The sequence below is a fragment of the Flavobacterium ginsengisoli genome (assembly GCF_029625315.1).
Classification (GTDB): domain Bacteria; phylum Bacteroidota; class Bacteroidia; order Flavobacteriales; family Flavobacteriaceae; genus Flavobacterium; species Flavobacterium ginsengisoli.
In genome coordinates this window covers 4,994,653-5,014,375 of the sequence record NZ_CP121110.1, presented here as the reverse complement: position 1 = coordinate 5,014,375, position 19,723 = coordinate 4,994,653, and the positions used below count along the sequence as shown (strand labels likewise).

25 protein-coding genes are annotated in these 19,723 nt (G+C 33.7%); all 25 read right to left on the bottom strand.

The window, feature by feature from the left end; translation table 11 throughout:
- Positions 1-935: 935 nt before the first annotated feature.
- Positions 936-1,265 carry a Fic family protein gene (locus P5P87_RS26015; RefSeq protein WP_340696597.1) on the bottom strand — a complete coding sequence of 110 codons (330 nt, stop codon included), beginning with the start codon at positions 1,263-1,265 and terminating at the stop codon, positions 936-938.
- On the bottom strand, positions 1,259-2,017 hold the full coding sequence (locus P5P87_RS23845) for a Fic family protein (protein WP_340696596.1): 759 nt from the start codon (positions 2,015-2,017) through the stop codon (positions 1,259-1,261). Before P5P87_RS23845 ends, P5P87_RS26015 begins: the two co-directional genes overlap by 7 nt.
- Positions 2,018-2,195: 178 nt before the next feature.
- Positions 2,196-3,299 (bottom strand): recombinase family protein, encoded by a 1,104-nt coding sequence (locus P5P87_RS23840; RefSeq protein ID WP_278020835.1) that lies wholly within the window; start codon positions 3,297-3,299, stop codon positions 2,196-2,198.
- On the bottom strand, positions 3,284-3,673 hold the full coding sequence (locus tag P5P87_RS23835) for a recombinase family protein (RefSeq protein WP_278020834.1): 390 nt from the start codon (positions 3,671-3,673) through the stop codon (positions 3,284-3,286). Before P5P87_RS23835 ends, P5P87_RS23840 begins: the two co-directional genes overlap by 16 nt.
- 515 nt (positions 3,674-4,188) lie before the next feature.
- Positions 4,189-4,653: a hypothetical protein gene (locus P5P87_RS23830; RefSeq protein ID WP_278020833.1), complete on the bottom strand. Its 465-nt coding sequence runs from the start codon at positions 4,651-4,653 to the stop codon at positions 4,189-4,191.
- 58 nt (positions 4,654-4,711) lie between these two features.
- On the bottom strand, positions 4,712-5,380 hold the full coding sequence (locus tag P5P87_RS23825) for a porin (RefSeq protein ID WP_278020832.1): 669 nt from the start codon (positions 5,378-5,380) through the stop codon (positions 4,712-4,714).
- A 49-nt stretch (positions 5,381-5,429) separates the two neighbouring features.
- The gene (locus P5P87_RS23820) at positions 5,430-5,972 is read right to left on the bottom strand and encodes an asparaginase domain-containing protein (RefSeq protein ID WP_278020831.1); all 543 of its coding nucleotides are present in this window, start codon (positions 5,970-5,972) and stop codon (positions 5,430-5,432) included.
- 7 nt (positions 5,973-5,979) lie between these two features.
- Positions 5,980-6,237 (bottom strand): asparaginase domain-containing protein, encoded by a 258-nt coding sequence (locus P5P87_RS23815; RefSeq protein ID WP_278020830.1) that lies wholly within the window; start codon positions 6,235-6,237, stop codon positions 5,980-5,982.
- Positions 6,227-6,481, bottom strand: a complete 255-nt coding sequence (locus P5P87_RS23810) for an asparaginase domain-containing protein (RefSeq protein ID WP_278020829.1) — start codon at positions 6,479-6,481, stop codon at positions 6,227-6,229. The genes P5P87_RS23815 and P5P87_RS23810 overlap by 11 nt, the downstream gene beginning before the upstream one ends.
- A gap of 24 nt (positions 6,482-6,505) precedes the next feature.
- A complete protein-coding gene (gene aspD, locus P5P87_RS23805) occupies positions 6,506-7,564 on the bottom strand; it encodes an aspartate 4-decarboxylase (protein ID WP_278020828.1) in 1,059 nt (352 codons plus the stop codon).
- A 7-nt stretch (positions 7,565-7,571) separates the two neighbouring features.
- A complete protein-coding gene (locus tag P5P87_RS23800; RefSeq protein WP_278020827.1) occupies positions 7,572-8,156 on the bottom strand; it encodes a PLP-dependent aminotransferase family protein in 585 nt (194 codons plus the stop codon).
- Between the two features lie 39 nt (positions 8,157-8,195).
- Positions 8,196-8,726, bottom strand: coding sequence for an aspartate-alanine antiporter-like transporter (locus tag P5P87_RS23795; protein ID WP_278022830.1), 531 nt, complete (start codon positions 8,724-8,726; stop codon positions 8,196-8,198).
- A complete protein-coding gene (locus tag P5P87_RS23790) occupies positions 8,647-9,186 on the bottom strand; it encodes a TrkA C-terminal domain-containing protein (RefSeq protein WP_278020826.1) in 540 nt (179 codons plus the stop codon). The genes P5P87_RS23795 and P5P87_RS23790 overlap by 80 nt, the downstream gene beginning before the upstream one ends.
- Positions 9,173-9,340, bottom strand: a complete 168-nt coding sequence (locus tag P5P87_RS23785; protein WP_278020825.1) for a hypothetical protein — start codon at positions 9,338-9,340, stop codon at positions 9,173-9,175. Before P5P87_RS23785 ends, P5P87_RS23790 begins: the two co-directional genes overlap by 14 nt.
- An 85-nt stretch (positions 9,341-9,425) precedes the next feature.
- Positions 9,426-9,893, bottom strand: coding sequence for an aspartate-alanine antiporter-like transporter (locus P5P87_RS23780; protein ID WP_278020824.1), 468 nt, complete (start codon positions 9,891-9,893; stop codon positions 9,426-9,428).
- A 59-nt stretch (positions 9,894-9,952) separates the two neighbouring features.
- Positions 9,953-11,116 (bottom strand): ABC transporter permease, encoded by a 1,164-nt coding sequence (locus P5P87_RS23775; protein WP_278020823.1) that lies wholly within the window; start codon positions 11,114-11,116, stop codon positions 9,953-9,955.
- Positions 11,085-12,212, bottom strand: coding sequence for an ABC transporter permease (locus tag P5P87_RS23770; protein WP_278022829.1), 1,128 nt, complete (start codon positions 12,210-12,212; stop codon positions 11,085-11,087). Before P5P87_RS23770 ends, P5P87_RS23775 begins: the two co-directional genes overlap by 32 nt.
- A 56-nt stretch (positions 12,213-12,268) precedes the next feature.
- A complete protein-coding gene (locus P5P87_RS23765) occupies positions 12,269-13,084 on the bottom strand; it encodes an HlyD family secretion protein (protein ID WP_278020822.1) in 816 nt (271 codons plus the stop codon).
- Entirely contained in the window at positions 13,078-13,257 is a 180-nt protein-coding gene (locus P5P87_RS23760) for a hypothetical protein (RefSeq protein ID WP_278020821.1), read from the bottom strand. The genes P5P87_RS23765 and P5P87_RS23760 overlap by 7 nt, the downstream gene beginning before the upstream one ends.
- A complete protein-coding gene (locus P5P87_RS23755; RefSeq protein WP_278020820.1) occupies positions 13,258-13,506 on the bottom strand; it encodes a hypothetical protein in 249 nt (82 codons plus the stop codon).
- A 16-nt stretch (positions 13,507-13,522) separates the two neighbouring features.
- Positions 13,523-14,716: a TolC family protein gene (locus P5P87_RS23750; RefSeq protein WP_278020819.1), complete on the bottom strand. Its 1,194-nt coding sequence runs from the start codon at positions 14,714-14,716 to the stop codon at positions 13,523-13,525.
- 619 nt (positions 14,717-15,335) lie between these two features.
- Positions 15,336-15,605 carry a hypothetical protein gene (locus P5P87_RS23745; RefSeq protein WP_278020818.1) on the bottom strand — a complete coding sequence of 90 codons (270 nt, stop codon included), beginning with the start codon at positions 15,603-15,605 and terminating at the stop codon, positions 15,336-15,338.
- Complete coding sequence (locus tag P5P87_RS23740; protein ID WP_278020817.1) at positions 15,571-15,858, bottom strand: hypothetical protein; 288 nt, start codon at positions 15,856-15,858, stop codon at positions 15,571-15,573. Before P5P87_RS23740 ends, P5P87_RS23745 begins: the two co-directional genes overlap by 35 nt.
- Entirely contained in the window at positions 15,855-18,185 is a 2,331-nt protein-coding gene (locus P5P87_RS23735) for a zinc-dependent metalloprotease (protein ID WP_278020816.1), read from the bottom strand. Before P5P87_RS23735 ends, P5P87_RS23740 begins: the two co-directional genes overlap by 4 nt.
- A 111-nt stretch (positions 18,186-18,296) precedes the next feature.
- The gene (locus tag P5P87_RS23730; protein ID WP_278020815.1) at positions 18,297-19,721 is read right to left on the bottom strand and encodes a RagB/SusD family nutrient uptake outer membrane protein; all 1,425 of its coding nucleotides are present in this window, start codon (positions 19,719-19,721) and stop codon (positions 18,297-18,299) included.
- Positions 19,722-19,723 lie beyond the last annotated feature (2 nt).

The window sequence follows — 19,723 nt, the reverse complement described above, 5'->3', positions numbered from 1 at the left end:
TTCTCTAGGGAAGCTTTTTAGAATTATGCCAAAAAAAAATCCAATGAAAAAATTCAAGAATTCGAGAAATTCTGTAATCTTAGAGACTTTTAGCTCCCTGAAATTTTTGCGAATTTTTGGGAATTTTTAGATTTTTCGAACTTTTTACTTATATATTAAAGTATATACATTTTAAATTCCTTTTGGAAAATTCTCTTTGGAATGTGCATAGTGAGTTTCCCCTAAATCGGCTACCCTATTAGGTTATCACTCACAGTCAAGGTTAAGTTAACTTCCTTCCGGAGCCATCCTCCCCATCACGTGTCTGAAGCAGTTCGATTAATGCTCTCCAGATTGGTATCAACTTTCAGGTTATTAATCAACCTCCCATACATACTACTCATACCTTAGTGCCATAGCTCTGCTGTGTATAGTGCCCTTTCAGTAGCAGATTTAAATACAAATGCTGACGTCTCTAACCAAACCATTTGAATCGAGTTATTTCGTTTAAACAAATTAACTCTACAAAGATAAATATGGCGAATCTTATTCTTTACAAAATTCATAGATACTTATAAACCAATTTATAAACAAGTTAAACACCATTTCAGGAATGCCTTTTCATTGCTAGAAATTTATATCTTCACCATTCAAAGTTCTTTAATTGGTATTAGAATTTAAAGAAATCTACATTGCAAGAAATCCAATATGCCTAATAGAAGTTTAAATAAAAGTATTGATCTATTTCAGTGTTAAAAACATCTATAAACAACTTTTCTACATTAATTAGTATATATAATTGGTATTTTCTATACATATTACAATAGATATGTATAGTTTTCCATTGTTTTCTATATACTTTGTTTTAATATCTACAGAAAACATTATATTTCCATATAATTTAATTAAATTTCTATGTAAATATATTGGTAATACTATATATATAATGAAATAAGTTATACTTCCTTTTTATTAGCATTGCTTAGTAGCATAAGTAAAGAAGTATTTATATAGTAGATATCTCTTCCAAACTTATGTTTATCAAGAAGCCCAACTCTGACTAATTCATTAAGATATCTAGTTGCAGTTACTCTAGTTACATTTAACTCATTTTTTACAAACTCAATTTTTGTATATGGATGTCTAAACAAGTTATTTAATAAATCCTGACTATAAATCTTTGGCAAATCACGGCGCATTTTATTTTTAAATGTCATCATTTCTCTCTTGATACCATCAATGAGAAGTATAGTCTGTTTTGAAGTCTGTTCAACACCTTCTAACATAAAAAGAATCCAATCTTCCCAATTATCATTATCTCTAACATCTTGGAGTAGTCTATAATAGTCTGCTTTTTTTCGTTAATATATCGGCTTAGATACAAAATAGGTATTTTCAAAAGTCCTTGTTTAACTAAATATAATATATTAATGATACGACCTGTTCTTCCATTACCATCATAAAAAGGATGGATACTTTCAAATTGATGATGAATAATAGCCATTTTTACCAGAGAATCTAAATCACTTATGTCATCATCATTTATAAATCTTTCCAAATTATTCATCAATAAAATAATTTCCTCTGGGTGCTGTGGAGGAGTATAAATAACTTCTCCATTCTGATTTTTCAAAGATGTTCCAGGAACTTTTCTGTAACCTGCTTTATTTTCTTCCAATTCAGCCTGGATTTCAAGGATATATGAGTTAATCAAAAGTCCATTCTCTCTTACTTTAGTAAAACCATGCTGAAGGGCTTTTGAATAACTGTAAACTTCTTTCGTCGCTAGAGATTTAAAATCACGGGTATATATATCACTCTGATAAAGCTCATCATGCGTGGTTACTATATTTTCAATTGCAGAACTGTCTTTTGCTTCTTGGAGAGACAGAGTATTTATTAGAATACTTTCATTAGGAATTGCATTCGCAGCACCTTTTAATTCTGCCAGAGCTTGATGAGCTTTAGCGACTTTCTTTAAAATCGTTCTATTTTCAACATCGCGTTTCAGCGGTAGTACTATAAATTTAATTTCCATTTCTTTCAGCAGTTTTCTCTTTCAATTATTCAGTTCATTACTGCTTAAAAGCGAGCATTCGAAATTTTATCCGCAGGTGTTTCTGCTTATCAAAAGTATCAATAATATAGCAATATAGCCAAAATGTATCCAGTGTTATTTATAAATATTAATTAATACTGGAAGAAGATAAAGAAAATTATATTATAAATAGTCCTCTATTTTCCAATGAAGATAATTTATATAAAACTGACTTATTTATTTCATTAGTAAGATAATTACCATTGAGATAATACAGATTATTATTAAACAAGAATTTTAGAAGCTCTCTCTTTTGCAATAAAGCTGCGAAGCAGAATATCTGTTTCATATCAATAAGTAAATCTAGTCGCTGCTGAAGTAATTCAGTTACTCTAGCTACAAACAATTTCATCTTTTTTATATACTCGGCTATATGTGTTATTTTGCTTTGGTATTCTAAACTCCATTTTTCAAAACTCTTGACACTTATTTCTCCAATAATCCATTTTTCTTCAAGAAGTGAAAGTTTTTCTTGAAAATCATAAAGTTGTTTTTCCTTTCTTATTATTTTTAGCTTTTTTAAATTTAATTCCTTAGTTACTTTTATTCGACATCCTTTTATAATCTGATTAATCATGCTTTCAGGGAAAGTTATTACCTCTAAGACTGAAAGAAGCTGGTCATGAATTTTTACGGCACTAAGATTATTGTGTCTTGGAAATTTACATTTATAATAGTAGAAATATTTTCCTGATTTCCCTCTTGATGGTGCGCCTGTTAAAGGATTTCCGCAATGGCATTTTAAAATTCCTCTAAGCGGAAGCTGTTCATCTAAAATAACTCTAGTCTTTTTGGGTTCATTAATCTTATTCTGTACTAATATCCAAGTCTTATTATCGATAATAGGTTCATGAACAGCTGGAAATAGCCCTCCGGGTAGCTCTCTAAATGCTTCTACTTCTAGCATACCTGCATAAACAGGATTTTTTAATATATTTTCTACAGCAACATTTCCTTTCCTGTCAAATCCCATTTCATAAACTTCTTTTTTAATGACATAAAGAGGAACGTTCTTCAAATAGCTTTTATAAATAAACTTTACAATTTCAGCCTCAATTTCACTAATCACTAAGCGCCGATCTTTCCCAGCACCAATTTTTCTATAACCAAATGGAGGGGTGCTTCCAATAAAACGTCCTTCTTTTGCCTTTGCCGTATATAAACCTTTGCGGACCTTAATACTCCTGTTTATGTTATCTTCTTCCGCTAATAAAAACTGCAACCCTGTTCTAAAAAAGTTTCCCGAACTTCATAATCAAACGTAATTCCCTCTGTAACGCTTACAACCTGTATTTTATATTTTTTCTGAAGTTCTTTAATCATTGTAAGCGCATCTCCTGCATTTCTGCTGAATCTGTCCATTTGATCAACAAGCAGATAATCTACAGTTTTATGGTGCTTCGAAACAAACTCCTGCAGTCTTATAAAATCAGGCCTTTCAAAAGTTTTGGCACTTTTGCCTACATCCACAAAAGTATCTACTAATTCTGCACAATTATCCGAGATCCATTTATCAGTGCATAATTCCTGCGCTTCTATCGAACCGTTGCTCTGTCCAAGACTGCTAAACCTCAGATATCTTATTACTTTCTTCATTGCACTGGTTTAAAATTGACTCAACAAGAATTTCAATTAATAATTCTGTTAACTGCTCTTCTTTCTCATTTTCAAATTTTCTAATAGAACTTGATATTTTTATATCAATCATATCTTCTTTGGTATATTCGCTCAGCATAATTTAATTTATAACAACAAAACTATTTCTAAGATTTTTTCTGAGCAACAACTTACCCTGAAGTAGGTATTCAAAGTGTTCAACTGTCGAACACCTTGCACTATTCTTGGGCCAAATCTTTTTTTTAAAAAATCGATTTTCTCAAAAAAATATTCAAAATATAAAAATGAGTATAAACTTAAACATAATATCATTTTCCAAAAAAACCTTTAAACATAAGACTTTAAGGCTTTTTTTCAAGCTTATCTATAAACATTAATATAGGAATTAACTTTTCGACCGAAATCCGGCGACTCCACAAAAAAGGAAGATGTTTTACATCTTCCTTTTTTTATTTAATTTTTAATGAAAACCCGTTTTAAAAAAATAATAGCAACTATAAAACTAATAGTGGCGATATTACACCGATCATTATTCGTCCTGTATTATTATTTTCTTGTCCTAAAACTGTTTTTGAATAATCGCTATAACGGTAATATCTTCCGACATAAGTAGCAAAAAACTTTAAATTAAAGTTTTTTATAGGATAAAACTCAACAGTCGGAATTACTCCCCAAGCTGTTCTTACCCTATCTGACTTTTCTAGTGATGATATATCCTTCCAATAAGACGTGCTTATCATGCCTATTAAGGAAATTTTCCATTGTTCATTAATAGAGTAGACAGTTCTGAGCCAGTGTTCTATATAATAAACATTTTCTGCCGCATGATCTAAAACTGTCTCAGGAATAAGAGAACTTACAACACCAGTGCGATCCAAATCTTCGATGCTCCATTTAAAATCATATTGGAAGAGCCATTTTTTTGTCCTAAATTGATTTCCTAACGCGGTATAGTACATATTTACTGGTCTGCCATTTTTTAATGCTTCTTGAAAGACGCTAAAGCTGTAGATTGTTTTAAATTTTCCATCTAGAAAACTTCCGTTCCAATTTCCAATGTATGCAAGCAGGGAATTTTGCTTCCTCAACATCGGGTACATTCTCGTATAGTTCTGTGAAACTTTTCGTTCTTGAATTTAATATCTGACCCGATAAAACATGGTTTTTTGATAGTGTCCAATTAAATTGAACCCCAGTTAAAAAATTATCTGAATTATCTACAATGTCGTTGTACTGATAAATATCAATTGGATTCATATCAAATTCATATCCTCCCCAATTTGCTGTCATTTTTCCGATAGCAATACTTGTACGATCAGATATTTTATACCCAATAAATGCTAAATCTGTTGAATGGCTAATGTTATCTACCGATTGCGTTTCTGGATCTCTTGTGTATCTGTCTCTAAATCTAAAAAAAACTTTGTCTTTATAGACTTTTCCTTTTACTTCAAATCTAAACTGATTAATTTCAAAGCTACTTCCTGTGTAATTTCCACCCTCAAAATTATTATTTAGTCCAATTTGAGTATTAAAAATAACATCAATGTTATTCAACAGATCGGCTTTATTAGCTTTTATTAATGGTACAGTATGATTTACCGTTGTATCGGCCTGCTTTTCTTGTTGGGAATAAACATTAGACACCAATAAACTAAATGAAAGTATTAAAAATAGTATACGCATATTTTTATTTTTTAGAATACTGTTATTTTATCTCCTTTTCCCTTCTGCATCAATACTCAAAAAAGTACTCCTGCAGTTTTTTTGTGTCGTTTGTTTGTGTTAGTCCAAGCATTAGCAAAATTCTAGCTTTCTGAGGGACTAAATCATCTGCTACAATTGTTCCTAATTTTTGATCATCCGTTTCATCCAAAAGCGTAACTCTACCAGTTGCTACTCTTGAGGCTCTTACTACAACTACCCCTTTCTTCACTGCAGCTGCGACTGCATCTGAATTGACCTTGTTAAGATTTCCATTTCCTAAACCACCTGTTACAATTCCTTTTACTCCAGAATTCACATACGCATTTATAGCTGTTGCAGGAGCATCTGCATATAATTCTACTACTGCAACTTCTGGAAGTGTTTTTAAACCTGTGATATCAAAAGGCGTATCCTTGTTCGTTTTACGGAGTATTTTTTCATACATCACAACTTTTCCATCATAAACCTGTCCAATAGGTCCGCTGTTTGGAGCTGTAAAAGCATTTAAATGGGTTGTGCTTGTTTTTAAAGCAGCCCGACCGGAAAATATGTATTCATTAAATACCAACAATACTCCGCTATTTGCTCGCTTGTTTTGAAGCCGCCAAAGTCACCGCATCAAAAAGGTTTTTTGGTCCATCGGCGCTTATAGCAGTTGCAGGACGCATAGAGCCTGTTATTATTACAGGTTTATCATAACGAGAGGTTAGAGATAAAAAATAGGCGGTTTCTTCCTGAGTATCTGTTCCATGTGTTATGACAATGCCATCTGCTTCATTATTTTTGTAGATTTCATTAATTCTATTATTGAGCTTAATCCAAATATCAATGCTCATATCTTGGTCTGCCTACATTTGCAATTTGTTCTCCTGTGATATCGGCAATTTTTTCTATACCTGGAACAGCGCCAATCAGATCTTTAATAGGGAGTTCTCCCGCTTTATATGCAGAACGATCTGCCGATGCTCCTTTTCCAGCGATTGTTCCTCCTGTTGCCAAAACTTTAATTCGTGGCAATTTTTGCGCATAAACACCTGTAAATAATAAAACTGATAGAAGTAACGTAAGTAATGTTTTCATAATTAAGTAGTTTTTCAATTAGATTTATTGTTTTTTTGAATTTTCCCAACTAGTCAAATATTCCATTATGACTTTGCGAACATTTTTCCCTAGTATTAAATAGCTATCTGTGGGAAGATTTGCCAATGATACTCTTATACTCCACTCTGGACCAGCAAAACCGCCTCCGTTTAAGAGCACTATTGCTGTTTTTTCAGCCAAACGGAACAAAACATCTACAGGCTCAAAATTTTTCTTCATCCAATCGGCAAACTCATTTCCGTAAAAATGTTCTGCGGCTACCATAATATCAATTTCAGAATAATATCCAGCTCTCATTGGATCTTCTATAATTGGAACTTCTAATCCCTCCCATAAAAGTTTTAAACGTTTTTGGATAATAGACTGCGTCAAAGTTTTGTAAACATCTTGAGTATCCAACAGACAAAAAGCAGAGAAAAGCATCATTTGAAATTGCTGCGGAAGTGACAAACCTGCTGTGTGATTTAAAGCTACTTGTCGGCTATCGGCTACAAGCCTGTCAATAAACTTAATTTTTTCTGGTTCTAAAGTTAAAGTAGCATAACGATCATGAAGCTCTTTTTTACGATCATCGCTAAGAGCGACAATTTTTTTATCAAAAATGTTATTTTCATAAATTGCAATAGTTCCCAATCTCCATCCTGTACATCCAAAATATTTAGAAAAAGAATAAACATTGATCGTATTCTCAGGAATAACAGACATCAGAGACCTAAAATTATTGATAAACGTTCCGTAGACATCATCTGTAATAATCATTAATTCCGGATTGTGGTTTTTAACAATATCAGCGATATAATTAAGTGTTTTTGTACTCATTGCAGATGACGGAGGATTGCTAGGATTAACCACAAATGCTACTTTAATCTCCGGATCTTTCAATTTGTCTAACTCAGAGTCTGGGTATTGCCAAGTATGAAAACCGTTTTCACCCACACCACTTGCCTGCACATGCACAACATCAAAATTGTAACGCTCTAATTCGGGAATTTCTATATAAGGTGTAAATGTTGGAGTTAATAGTGCTATTTTGTCTCCTCGCTGTGTAAGGTAGTTTTGCATGAAAGAATCAAAAATATAGCACATTGCTCGCTGTACCCCCTTCTACTGCGAAAATATCGAATTTCCCGATATTACTGCCAATACCGCACATTTCTTGTATTAAATAATCGTGCACTATTATTTCAATGTGGCTTAACATACGATCTGGAACAGGATAATTAAAACCAATTACGGCTTCAATCCATTCTCTAATCCAAGCATCGGCATCAAAATCATGATTATCAACGCCATAATGATACGTTTTTTCTAGAAGTGATGCTCCTGGCGAATCTTTATGATTACTTAAAAACTCTTCGAAGCGTTTTGCTACTCCTGTTTTATTCTGTACAATTCCAGCCAAAATACCTTGTTCCTCCATAACGTTTCGACATTCGCCAAGCGCAAATTGTCCAAACAAAAAGAAAGCTTCTCTTGGAACAGTTGCAATCCAGTTCGGATTTCCTCTTCCTGCATTAAGTGTTATCGCGGTCGATTTTAATGCACTTTCATCTGCCAAGCGAATAAGTTCATTTTTAATTTCAAAGGGGCTAAGAGTTTGGAGTGTTTTCTCTACTTCTCGTGATGTCTTAATTTTAGAAATATCAATTGCCATAATAAAAATTTTTAAAGATTTTTAGAACTAAACGATTTATCAACTCATCATTAGGATAACAACAACGCCCCAGATAATAAGCAAGGTATTTCCAACCGCATAAGTAACGGTATAACCTAAAGCAGGCGTTTTACTTTTAACAGCATCTTGCAGTGCTCCTAGAGCTGCGGTAGTGGTTCGCGCTCCTGCAGCACATCCTAATGTAATAACAGGATGAAATTTAAAAACATATCTACCTAACAAAAGGGCTAATATTAAAGGAAGTGTAGTGGCAGCGGCGCCAGCAATAAAAAGTCCCCATCCAGCTTCCTGAAATCCGACAATAAAACTTGGCCCTGCGGTAATACCTACTACGGCTATAAATATGTTTAAACCTACATTATTCATAACCCATAAAGCAGGTTCTGGAATACGTCCAAATGTTGGATGCTGTCCTCGAAGCCATCCAAAAATAAGTCCCGAAATTAAAGCACCTCCGCTTGTGCTTAAACTAATTGGAACACCACTGATTTTTAAAGTAAGCGCGCCAAACAAGCCTCCCAAGACAATTCCTAATCCAACAAATGCCATATCTGTTGCATTTGTTGCCCGATCTGCATAACCTATATGCAATGTCTGCTCGATCAACATCTTTCTTAGTTCCAACAAGCTCAATCAGATCGCCTTTATTAAAAGTTGTGTTAGGTAGAACAGGCATATCAATTCCTGCTCTTTTTAAAGATCTTATGACAACGCCATGTGCAATTTTACTGCCTCTTAACTCCCCAATAGTTTTGTTTAGAACCTCTTTTTTTACAATCATAACCGTTAAGACTTCTACAGGAAAATTAAGGAGTTCAACATCTAAAACTTCTTTTTCGTTTACAGCCACATAATTCATCATAAACTCTCTTCTGCCACCAAGTGCAATAACATCATTTTCTTCTACGATGGTATCTTTTTCGGCTTCAAAAATGTCTTTTCCTTTACGAATTCTTTCTATAAACAAATGTCTCCCTTTGCTTTCCAATTCTGCTTCAATAGCGAGCAACGGTTTTATTACATCCAAATGATTGTGCAGAGATCTGATAAGCATTATAAATCACTCTATCATACGCCGAAGCCATGCTAGGATCGTCACCAATGGAATCTCCTCCAAGTTGTATTTCGAGTTCTTTTGCTTTTTCGACTAGATTTCCACCCAAAAGTTTGGGTCCAATAGAAGCCAGAATCCATGCAGATCCAGCCGTTCCAAAAATATAGGTTACGGCATATGCGACAGGAATTTTGTTAATTAAAGTCGCTTTTTCTGCTCGCTGGAATATCTAGCTGATTGATTGTATCTGACGCCACACCAATTACAGCTGAAATAGTCTGAGAGCCTGCAAGCATACCCGCTGTGAGTCCCATATCGTATCCCATTATTTTACCTATAAAATAGGGGCAAACCAAACACAATACGCATACAATAGCAGCGAAGAACATCTGGGGTAAACCGTCTTTTTTTAAGCCTCCAAAAAATTGAGGTCCGACGCTGTAACCGACAGCAAATAAAAACATAAGAAAAAAAACAGATTTTACAGCTGGGGCAATAACAATGTCCAATTGTCCGACTAAAACTCCAACAAGCAAAACACTTGTTACGGTTCCTAAAGAGAAACTTCCGATTTTAAATTTACCAATGAAATATCCTAAAGATAATGTAAGAAAAACAGCTAATTCAGGATATTGTTTAAGTGTAGTTATTAACCAATCCATATAATTATTTTTACGTAACGTGAAGATAATCAAAAAATTAGCTCAAACTAAGAAAATTTTTACTTATTTAGATTAATTAACAATCGTTTAATTCTTACAAAACAAATAAAGCTGTAAAAAATCCATAAAAAGATTAAATGAAAAAAAGCAGATACGTTTTCCCATAATCCTGCTCCTGATTGTACCATCCTTGTGTATATGGCTATAAAAGGAGTTGTAGGCAATAAATTGGCCAGCCATTGTAATAGTAAAGGAAGTGATTCGTGCGGCCAGCTGTATCCGGTAATTAAAAATATCGGGTAAGTTGAAAATGCCATCATTTGCAAACAAACTAATTGAGATTTGAACAATGAACCGATAAATTGTGCCATCGGAACTAAAGTTGCGATAAATAAAACCAGTAAAATACCCAGCTCTAAACCATTTGCGCGTTGAGGCAAATCGAGTATTTTATAATTTACATTTAAAAAGAAAAATGCATAAGACGAAAACAGCAGTAAATAGAACAAACCTTTTCCCCATATTCCGTTAGAAACACCTGCATTCATCCATTCGCGCAAGCGTAAATTTTGCCGTTCTCCAGCCACACTTTCAGACAAACCTATTAGCAGTGTCTGCTGTAAAATTAGAGCTAATAGTCCAGGCAGTAGAAACGCTCCATAACTGGATCTTTCATTAAATAATGGACGATAATCTAAATTGACTGGCATTACATTATCCATCGCGACGGCTGTGCTCATTCCTTCGCTTTTCTGAAAATATTGAAGTCTTACACCTGCGCCTATTGTCAGACAAATTTGTCGCACGCTCATTAGCAAATCACTCGAAGGCAAAAAACGTGAAGCATTTACTGCTAGAACTACGTTACTTTGTTTTAAACTTAATAAATTCGTTTCTGTTCCTTCAGGAATATAAAAATAGCCTTGACAATTTCCCTGATACATTTGTTCTTCGGCATCTTTTAAATTAGAAAAATGAATTAATTGCACTATCGGAGAGTTATCAATATTTTGCTGAAGCAAGCGTGATAATCTGGAATGATCGTCGTCTACAACTCCAAGTTTTACTTCAAATTCTTCTTTATTGATATAGATACTTCCATAAAAAAAAGCATACAATAAAGGCGCAATAAGAAGCGTAAGAAGCAGACTATGATCTTTTCCTATTAATGAAACTTCTCTAAAAAAGAGACTAATCAATGAGTTTTGCTTCTTTTTTTTCATCGAAAACTAAATTAAATTGACGTCGAAACAATAAAATTGCTGTTGGAAACATTACGGCACAAAAAATTAGGAGTTTGATTAAATCTCCTTGGGCATATTTTAAAGGCAGATTCATATAATACAGTTTAAAAAATCCGTCTAAAAATGCGGTATATGGCATTATAAGCGCATAATATTGATCGTACCACGGCATTGCCCAACGCGGAAATGTAAAACCGCTGAATACAAAAGCTGGAGAAGTATAAAACAAAGCAACATCTCCAGACAGCATTACATCTTTGAATAATGCAGAGATAAACATTCCGATTCCTATACAAGCCAAAGACAGAAAAGTGTAAATAACAAAAAACTTTCCTGTTGCACTAGGAACTCCAATATCGAAATAAGGAAATACTACAAAAGCAATCAAAATAAAATTAATCCAGCTTACTACAAGATGAGCAATTGTTTTTCCTACAATTACATTGATAACAGAGCCATTTGAACAATGATACAACTCCTCCATGGTTTCGGTTTTCCATTCATAATTTAATGCCAGCATACAACTTATAATCAAAATCATCTGCATACTTACTGTAATTAATCCAGGGACTAAATACTCCTGATAATTATAAGTAGCATTATAAAGCTGATAAGCATTTAGTTTTATCGGATTAGCAAGTGCCATGGCTTGATCTGCTTTCATTCCTGTTTTTACAAGTTTTTGTAAAACTACTCCTGTACTACCTGTAATTATAACTTCTGCCACAGCTTTGTAAATCATTTTTGCAGGAACCAGAGAAGCGGCATTCGTATATAAAGTCACAGTGCTTGGATGCCTGCTATAAATATTTTTTTGAAGATTTGCTGGAAAATGAACAGCCCCTAAAATTTTGCCTTCGTTAATTAATCTTTTAACCTCTTCTTCACTGTAAACGCGACGCGTAATATTTAGGGATTCTTTTTGTTCTAATAAAAAAGTAAGTTGTCTACTTATGGCGCTTTGATCATCATCCCAAATGGCAAAAGCTAAGTGTTTGGCTTCTTGTTTTTGATATATAAAAGCATAAAATGTAAATAATACAGCTGGAACAACTAACATAACAAGGTAAAACACCTTCAAATTTAGAATGCGCTTCCATTCTCTAATCATTATATTTATTACGCTGTTCATCAAGGTAGAATTAGTGAAGCCGTCATACCTGAACGTAATCCTTTTATTTCCGCTAATTTTTCAGGTCTAAACTCAATTGTAAATGTTCTGAGTTCAAACTCGCCTTTATCTTTAGAAGGCACCCAATTGGCAAATTCTAATGTTGGAGCAATAGAACTAACTAAGACATCAAAAACTTCAGGATCGCAGCCAGGAACTTTTACAGAAGCTTTAGTCCCCACTTTAAGGAGATTTGCTTTGTCTTGCCTGATATTAAATTTTATTACCGTCGAATTTTTCTTTTCAATAGTCATCATAGGATAACCAATAGAAACAATTTCTCCCTGATGGGTAACCATACTCGAGATCACACCATCTGCCGGAGCCAACACTCTAGTATTATCGCCAAGCGCTTTTGTTAGTTCGTATGCCTCTTCGGCTTGTTTTACAATTGCATTTGCCGTTTTTAATAATTCTGGTCTTGCACCGTCTTTTAGCATTTTCAGGTTTAATTTTGCGGTTTCCATTTCTTTTTTTGCCGCCTGAAATTTAAAATAAAAGACATCTTTTTCTTGACCCGATATTACATCAGCATTATACAAACGTTCCATTCTATCGTAAGTAGTGCTAAACAATTTGTATTGCTCCTCACTTATTTGATATAGCTTTGAAGTCGCTTCAATAAGTTCTGGTCTTGCACCTTGAGTAAGCAATTCCTGCTGTCCTTTTGCAGCATCAATTGCTGCCAATGCTTGTGCCTTTATCGCATTGATTTCGTTTGAACGAAGTATAGCAACCAATTGGCCTGTGTGCACCGTATCACCTTGTTTTACCAATAAGGAATCGAGTCTGCCCGAAACTCGGCCGCAACATCGACACTTGATGCATCAACCATTCCAATAAAGTTATTTTCTGAATCATTATTTCCTTTAAGAAAAAAGATCAATGCTATAACAACTACCAAAATCGGAATTAGCGACGCCCAATAATTTTTAAAAATATCTTTCATCTATTTAATAAATTGAGTGATTCTTGTTGGTTCTCCTATACTATTTAAATATTCTGCAAGTGCCACATAATACCCAAAAACAGCCGTATAGTATACTTTTTCTATCTCTGTTTCAACTAGCAGAGCATCATTAACATCTTTTGGCGATGACATTTGATTGTTCATTCTTTGTGTTATCAAGGTACTAGTAGTACGAGCTTCTTTTCGCGCTGCTTCTAGTGCTTCAACATCTTTTTCAAGAGAATCCATTTTATTTTTTGCGACTTTAGACTTTACCTGAAGCAGACAAACTCACATTTTCTTCTCCTAATCTAGCTTCGTCGATTAGTTGTTTAGCAACCTGTGTACGTTTACTTGTTTGGGCATTAAATAAAGTCCATTGCAATTCTAAAGCAACAAACCAATCTGGAATGGCAACAGGAAGATCTTTTTGATAAAGGTTGAAATTTCCAACAGCAAAAACGTTTGGCAATGCTAGAGATTTACTTATTTTTTCAGCAGTTTCAGCATATGCTATTTTGTTTTCTGCCATTTGCTGAACCGGATTGGTAAGCCAAAAATCTTTCTTTGGTTCGCTTAAATTAATTCTATTGTAATTTAATGTATCCGAAATTGTCAAAACCTGATCCAGATCGGCTCCCATCAATTTGTTCAATTCAATTTGTGCATTTTTTTTATCATTCTCGATGGAGTTAAATTGACTTTTTGCTTGAATTAAAACTACATTCGTCCAATTTTTTTGATATGGAGGCAGAATTTCATTTTTTACAGACTCTTCGGCATAGGTTTTATTTTTATCTAAAGCCGTAATAATCATTTGCTGTTTCTGCATTAAAGAATTAAGATACAGTATTCTTAAATATTGAAGTGTTATTAAGAAAGTTACTTCTTTATCTACAGCTTCGACATTAAGTCCAGCCGAAGTAACGACAGACTGAGCAAGATCTACAGAAGAGTTTAATTTATTTCCTAAATAAAGAGGTTGCCTCACTCCCACACCTGCCAAAAAATAAGACTGTTCGCTTAAAGACGGATTATAATTAGGATAAATGCCTCCGATTATAGTTTTCGAAGTATTATAAATTCGATCCTGCGCGGCTTGCGATAAATTACCTCCAGTGATTTCATTATATATCTGATTGGCCGTATTGACACTCTGCTTTGATGACCCTTCTACAATTCCGTCTTTAACTGACTGCAGATTAATTGTTAAAGGACTGCTTAAATAAGTATAGCTGGATAAAAGATCTACTTTTGGAAAATAACTGTTCTTTTCAGCCTGAAGATTATATTCTACTGTTTTTAAGCCCGATTTGGCTTGCTTGAGCGAAATATTATTTTGTTTTGCGGCATTAAAACAATATTCAAGCGATGCTGTTTGGGCATTTACCTCCAAACTAATAAGAGCAACTGAAAAGAGAATTAAATAAAACTTGGCTTTTAAAAGTTGTATCTTCATAACATTGCTCTTAATTTAATTTTTAAATATTCATTTACATATATAACTAAACATTATTATTTTAAACTTGGAGTAACTGCATAAATCCACACTTTTAATCTGGGGAACTTAAAAGTATCACAGCTCTATTATTGAAGGAGTATTTATTTGCATTTAAAATTAAAAATATTCAAAAGTGCAATCTTTAATTTTAGTAATCAGCTCCCTTTCAACATTATAAAGTTAGCTTTTTTTTCTTAGGAAACCATTTTATTTAAAAAATGATATATATTATTTATCTGAAAAACTTACATATAAAAAACTATTCATTCTTTATACCTGACAAAAAAGAATATTTGCAAGATGTTTTTATTTTTGATATTCAAGAGCTCAAACAAATCTCAAATTCAATGAGAATTTCAATTGAAGCTTTAAAAGGAATAAATTAAAGCTCTGGAAAAATTATTAAACAATAAATAATCATCTAAAAAAATTATAAAAAAAGCCTTTTCTAAAATTTCTAGAAAAGGCTTTTTTATTTATAATCTAAAATTTGGTCACAAAAGCTGTGTATTTCAGAAACGACAAATACGGCTCCTTAAGAGACCGCATTTATCAAACTAATTCAAAATTAAAAAAACTACAAACTTGCTTTCACTTCGCCGCAAGTCAGCATATTTTTAGGATAGTACGGATTTTTGATTTCCTTACTATCACTTGTCCAAACTGCTCCAGTCATTGGGCAAACTTGTAAATATAATGTCTCATCTGCAGGTTTAAATTTTGAAACCTGATCCCAATATTTTACTGAAAGCGTTTCAAAAATCTTGCGCTGTTTATTGATGTTTTTTGTTGCTGTTAATGCTGTTGCCAATTCAATAATTTCTCTTCTTGAAGTGGTGGTCTGCATTCATATTTTCTAAGCTTAATTTCTTAAACTTGAAATTTTTTAAAGAGCTTTTTAAAGCTTCTGCATTTTTAACAACTGCTAAACTATCAGATGTCAAAAAGCTATTTTTTAAAGCTAAATAGCTTTTTGTAATTTCTTTTTTCTCTGCTTCACGTTTTGCAACCAACTCAGGAGTTACTTCTTCTTTTGAAGTTAGTTGTGCTTGTGCTAAAAAGCTAAAGAAAACAAATATTATAACTAATAAATTTTTCATGATGTAGGTTTATCTAATTTGGTAATGATTTTATCTATTTCTATTAAGATGCTTTCGTAGTGGTCTTTGTTGATTCCTGTTGAAGCACTCATCAATTTCGTGATATCTGTTTTTAACTTTAAAAGATGCTGTTTTCCATACAATCTCACATCACTGCGTTGTGCCGTATTCGAAGCTTTGCCAGGCTCTAGTTCTTTTGGCAATAAAAGCATTCCTAACTTTTCAATATAGCCTCGCTGAAAACTTCTTCTGTAATAATCTTGTTTTTCGTCTCCGCTAAATTTCACCCAAACGATTTGCTGTACATCGTTTAAAAACTCAGGAACTGTATAAGCTCCTTCAGATTGCATCGACTTCAAACTAATATTATAAAGCATTCCAGAGCTCAACAACATATTCAACACTTGATTCTGCTGATCTGAAATTTGGTCTTCTCTCTTTAAAGCAATAAGATCATCAATTTCTTGCGGATACATCCAAAGCGGTGAAACAAACAATTGTCTTCCTAAATAATCTATTGCCGCTTTTACTTTTGCTTTAGGAACTGGTTTATAAACTACTCCTTTTTCATCTACTGTTCTTTTTGTGATATAGTTGTTTCCGATATATTTTAGAACATGATACAAATACAATCCGTATTGTCTTACTACTGCTTTGTGCATGTCTGCTAAATTATCGTACGGATCGTTTGGCTGATAGGTCCATTCGATAAGATGAGGCACAACACGCTTTAAGTTTTTAATTCCGTAATCGCTCGCAAGTACCGCATCGTCTCCAAGATCTTCAGATTGACTACGCGGATCTTCGTCTTTACCTTCTCCTCCAAACCATAATTTCGGATTTGCTGTTAAACTATCGGTTGTTAATTTGGCCAATAATTTTTCTTCTTCAAATTCGTCTTTAGTGTTTGTATAATATTTATACCCCCATTCAACAGCCCATTTATCATAACTCCCAATACGCGGATAAAGGCCTTTTGGACTAATATTATCTTCTGGCTGTGCTACATAATTAAAACGGGCATAATCCATAATAGAAACAGTGTGTCCATTTTCTTCGACCCATTTTTTATCGCGAAGTTTTTCTACTGGAGTTGCACTGCTCGCTCCCATATTATGACGCAAACCAATCGTATGCCCAATTTCGTGAGAAGAAACAAAACGAATTAATTGTCCCATCAATTCATCATCCAGATGCATTTTTCTTGCTCTTGGATCTAAAGGCCCGGCTTGAATCATGTACCATCTTTGAACCAATTTCATTACATTATGATACCAGCCAACGTGGCTTTCCATAATTTCACCACTTCTTGGATCACTAATTCTTGGTCCGTAAGCATTTGGTGTTTCAGAAGCTAAATATCGTACTACAGAATATCTTGCATCTTCCAAACTCATGGTTTTATCATCTTCTGGCCATTCTTTACCTACAATAGCATTTTTAAATCCTGCCGCTTCAAAAGCTTTCTGCCAATCGTTGATACCTGCAATTAAATAAGGCCTCCATTTTTTTGGCGTTGCTGGATCGATATAATAAACAATTTGTTTTTTGGGTTCTACCAATTCGCCTCTCAAGTACTTTTTAATGTCTTTGTCTTTTGGCTCTAAACGGTAGCGTTGAACAATAAATTTCTTTTGAGCGCGCTGTTCATCATCATCAAACAAAACATATTTATTAGCAAAATAACCTACCCTTTCATCAAAGAAACGTTTTCGCATTGGCGTTTTCGGAAGCAGTACAATAGAAGTGTTTAATCGTAATGTGATGCTTCCGCTACTTGCAGTAGAACTCGTGTAGGTTTTTGTTGTTTTGGCTTCAATATTAATGGGATATGTATCTATACTTTCAACAAAAGATTTATCATCAGCAAGAGAACTTAATTTTTTCTCTGTTTTGTCCTGATTTCCGATAGAAAACATCGCGTTATCTTTTTTGAAAACGTCTGTTACTTCAATAACTACATCTTTTGTGTCTGGATTGGTTGTTTTGATTGGAAATGCAGCCACAATCGGATTTTCGTTGCTTCCTTCTAATGCTTTTGCCAGCATAGAATCGGCAGAACGAACATCTTGTCTGTATTGAAGCGATCTTAAATAGACTGTATTATTCGAACCTTTTTCAAAATAGATTGTCTGTTCGTTCGTTTTTTCTCCACCAAAACTTCCAAAACCTTCAGGCGTAGAAAGATATCTTGTTACAACCAACATGTATCGATTAAATAAACTGTCAGGAATCTGAAAGTAATATTTAGCATCAACTTGGCTAACAGTAAAAAGACCTGATTTGTTTTTAGCCTTATCTGTAATTACTTTATTATAAGCCTGCATGCCTTTTGGCTGTGTGCTGGTACTATCGGCTTTTTTTTCTGGAGTCTGGGCAAAACCATGTCTGCCAAACCGACAGCATGATTAGGGAAATAATTATCTTTTTCATTGGAATTAAAACGGAACTTTTTCGTCTGTATTTAAAGTAAGTTTTGGATTTTTTGTCAATGCCGATAAAGGGAACGGAACAATGTATAGTCTTGAATTAGGCTGTAAAGTATATGTTTTCTGCGGAACTGTTTTGTTTACAATTGGAAATACTCTCGTAACTGTCTTTGCATATTCAGATTCTGTATTCAGTCTTTTTAAATCAAAAAATCTATTAAAACCTAAAAGCAATTCTTTTCTTCTTTCGTTAATTACAAGTTCCATTATTTCTTTTCTTGTAGCAGGAACCTCTAAGTTTATTGTACCTGATAAAATACGTTTTGCTCTTAATGTATTTAAAACATCTACCGATTCGCTAAGTCTATTTTCTCTCGCATAACATTCAGCAAGAATTAAATATACTTCTGTTGTTTTCATTCCAACTGTTGGGTAAAAGAATCTCGTATATTGAGTTGCCCAGTACGCTGTATTCGAACCTTGATCTAAATTGGTTGTACTTGTAGAATTGAAGAACAAATTAAAACGAGCATCGTTTGTTCCGAATAAATTTCGCAGTTCAGGACTAATAATATAACTCTGAGCAAAATTCATTTCATTATAACCTGTCATGTACATATAACTCAAAACCTCAACGTTATCTGCAGCTGGTACAGCAAGTGCCGTAGGTCCGCCTTTTGTATTATATGCTACCATATCAAAAATCTGATTGTTATAGCTCAACGATTTTTGCGCTGCCGATTCTGCCTCTGCGATTTCACGTTTAAACAAATGCACTTTCGCTTTAAAAGCATAAGCAAATGCAAGTGACGGATGATAAACATCTGTTGGTTTTTCTTGAAGATATGGCAATGCATCTTCTATATCTTTCTGAATAAAATTGTAAACCTGAGCAACAGTAGCTTTTGCTGGCTGTGCTTCTAGATCAAATTTATCCATGATGCAAATTCCTCCATCAGTTGCAGCAGTCTGCGGGTCATAACCTTTTGCATAAGTATTTACCAATAAAAAGTGATCATAAGCTCTGTAAATTTTAGCTTCAGCTTTGGCTAATCTCTTTACGCTTTCATCTCCTTTACTGTTATCTACTAAAGAAATAATTGTATTCCATCGGTTGATATAGGTATAAGCTTGATTATAAAAACTTGAACCAGTCATTAAAGAAACTCGGTCTACGCTTTCGTCAAAAGTAAAATTAATGATATCGATGTTTGGCGTTCTTCCGATTACATTGGCTTCACGCATCCATTGATCATCTGACAAATACTGAAAGTTATTGATCGGGTAACCTCTGTTTGGCAGCGACACCAATTCAAGAAATTGTTCTGGCGTTTCTACCACCAAAGCTCCTTTTGGTGTAACATCTGTGTATTCTTCGCATGATGATGCTGTTAACATCACTAGCGTTATTAGTGTTATATATATCTTTTTCATTA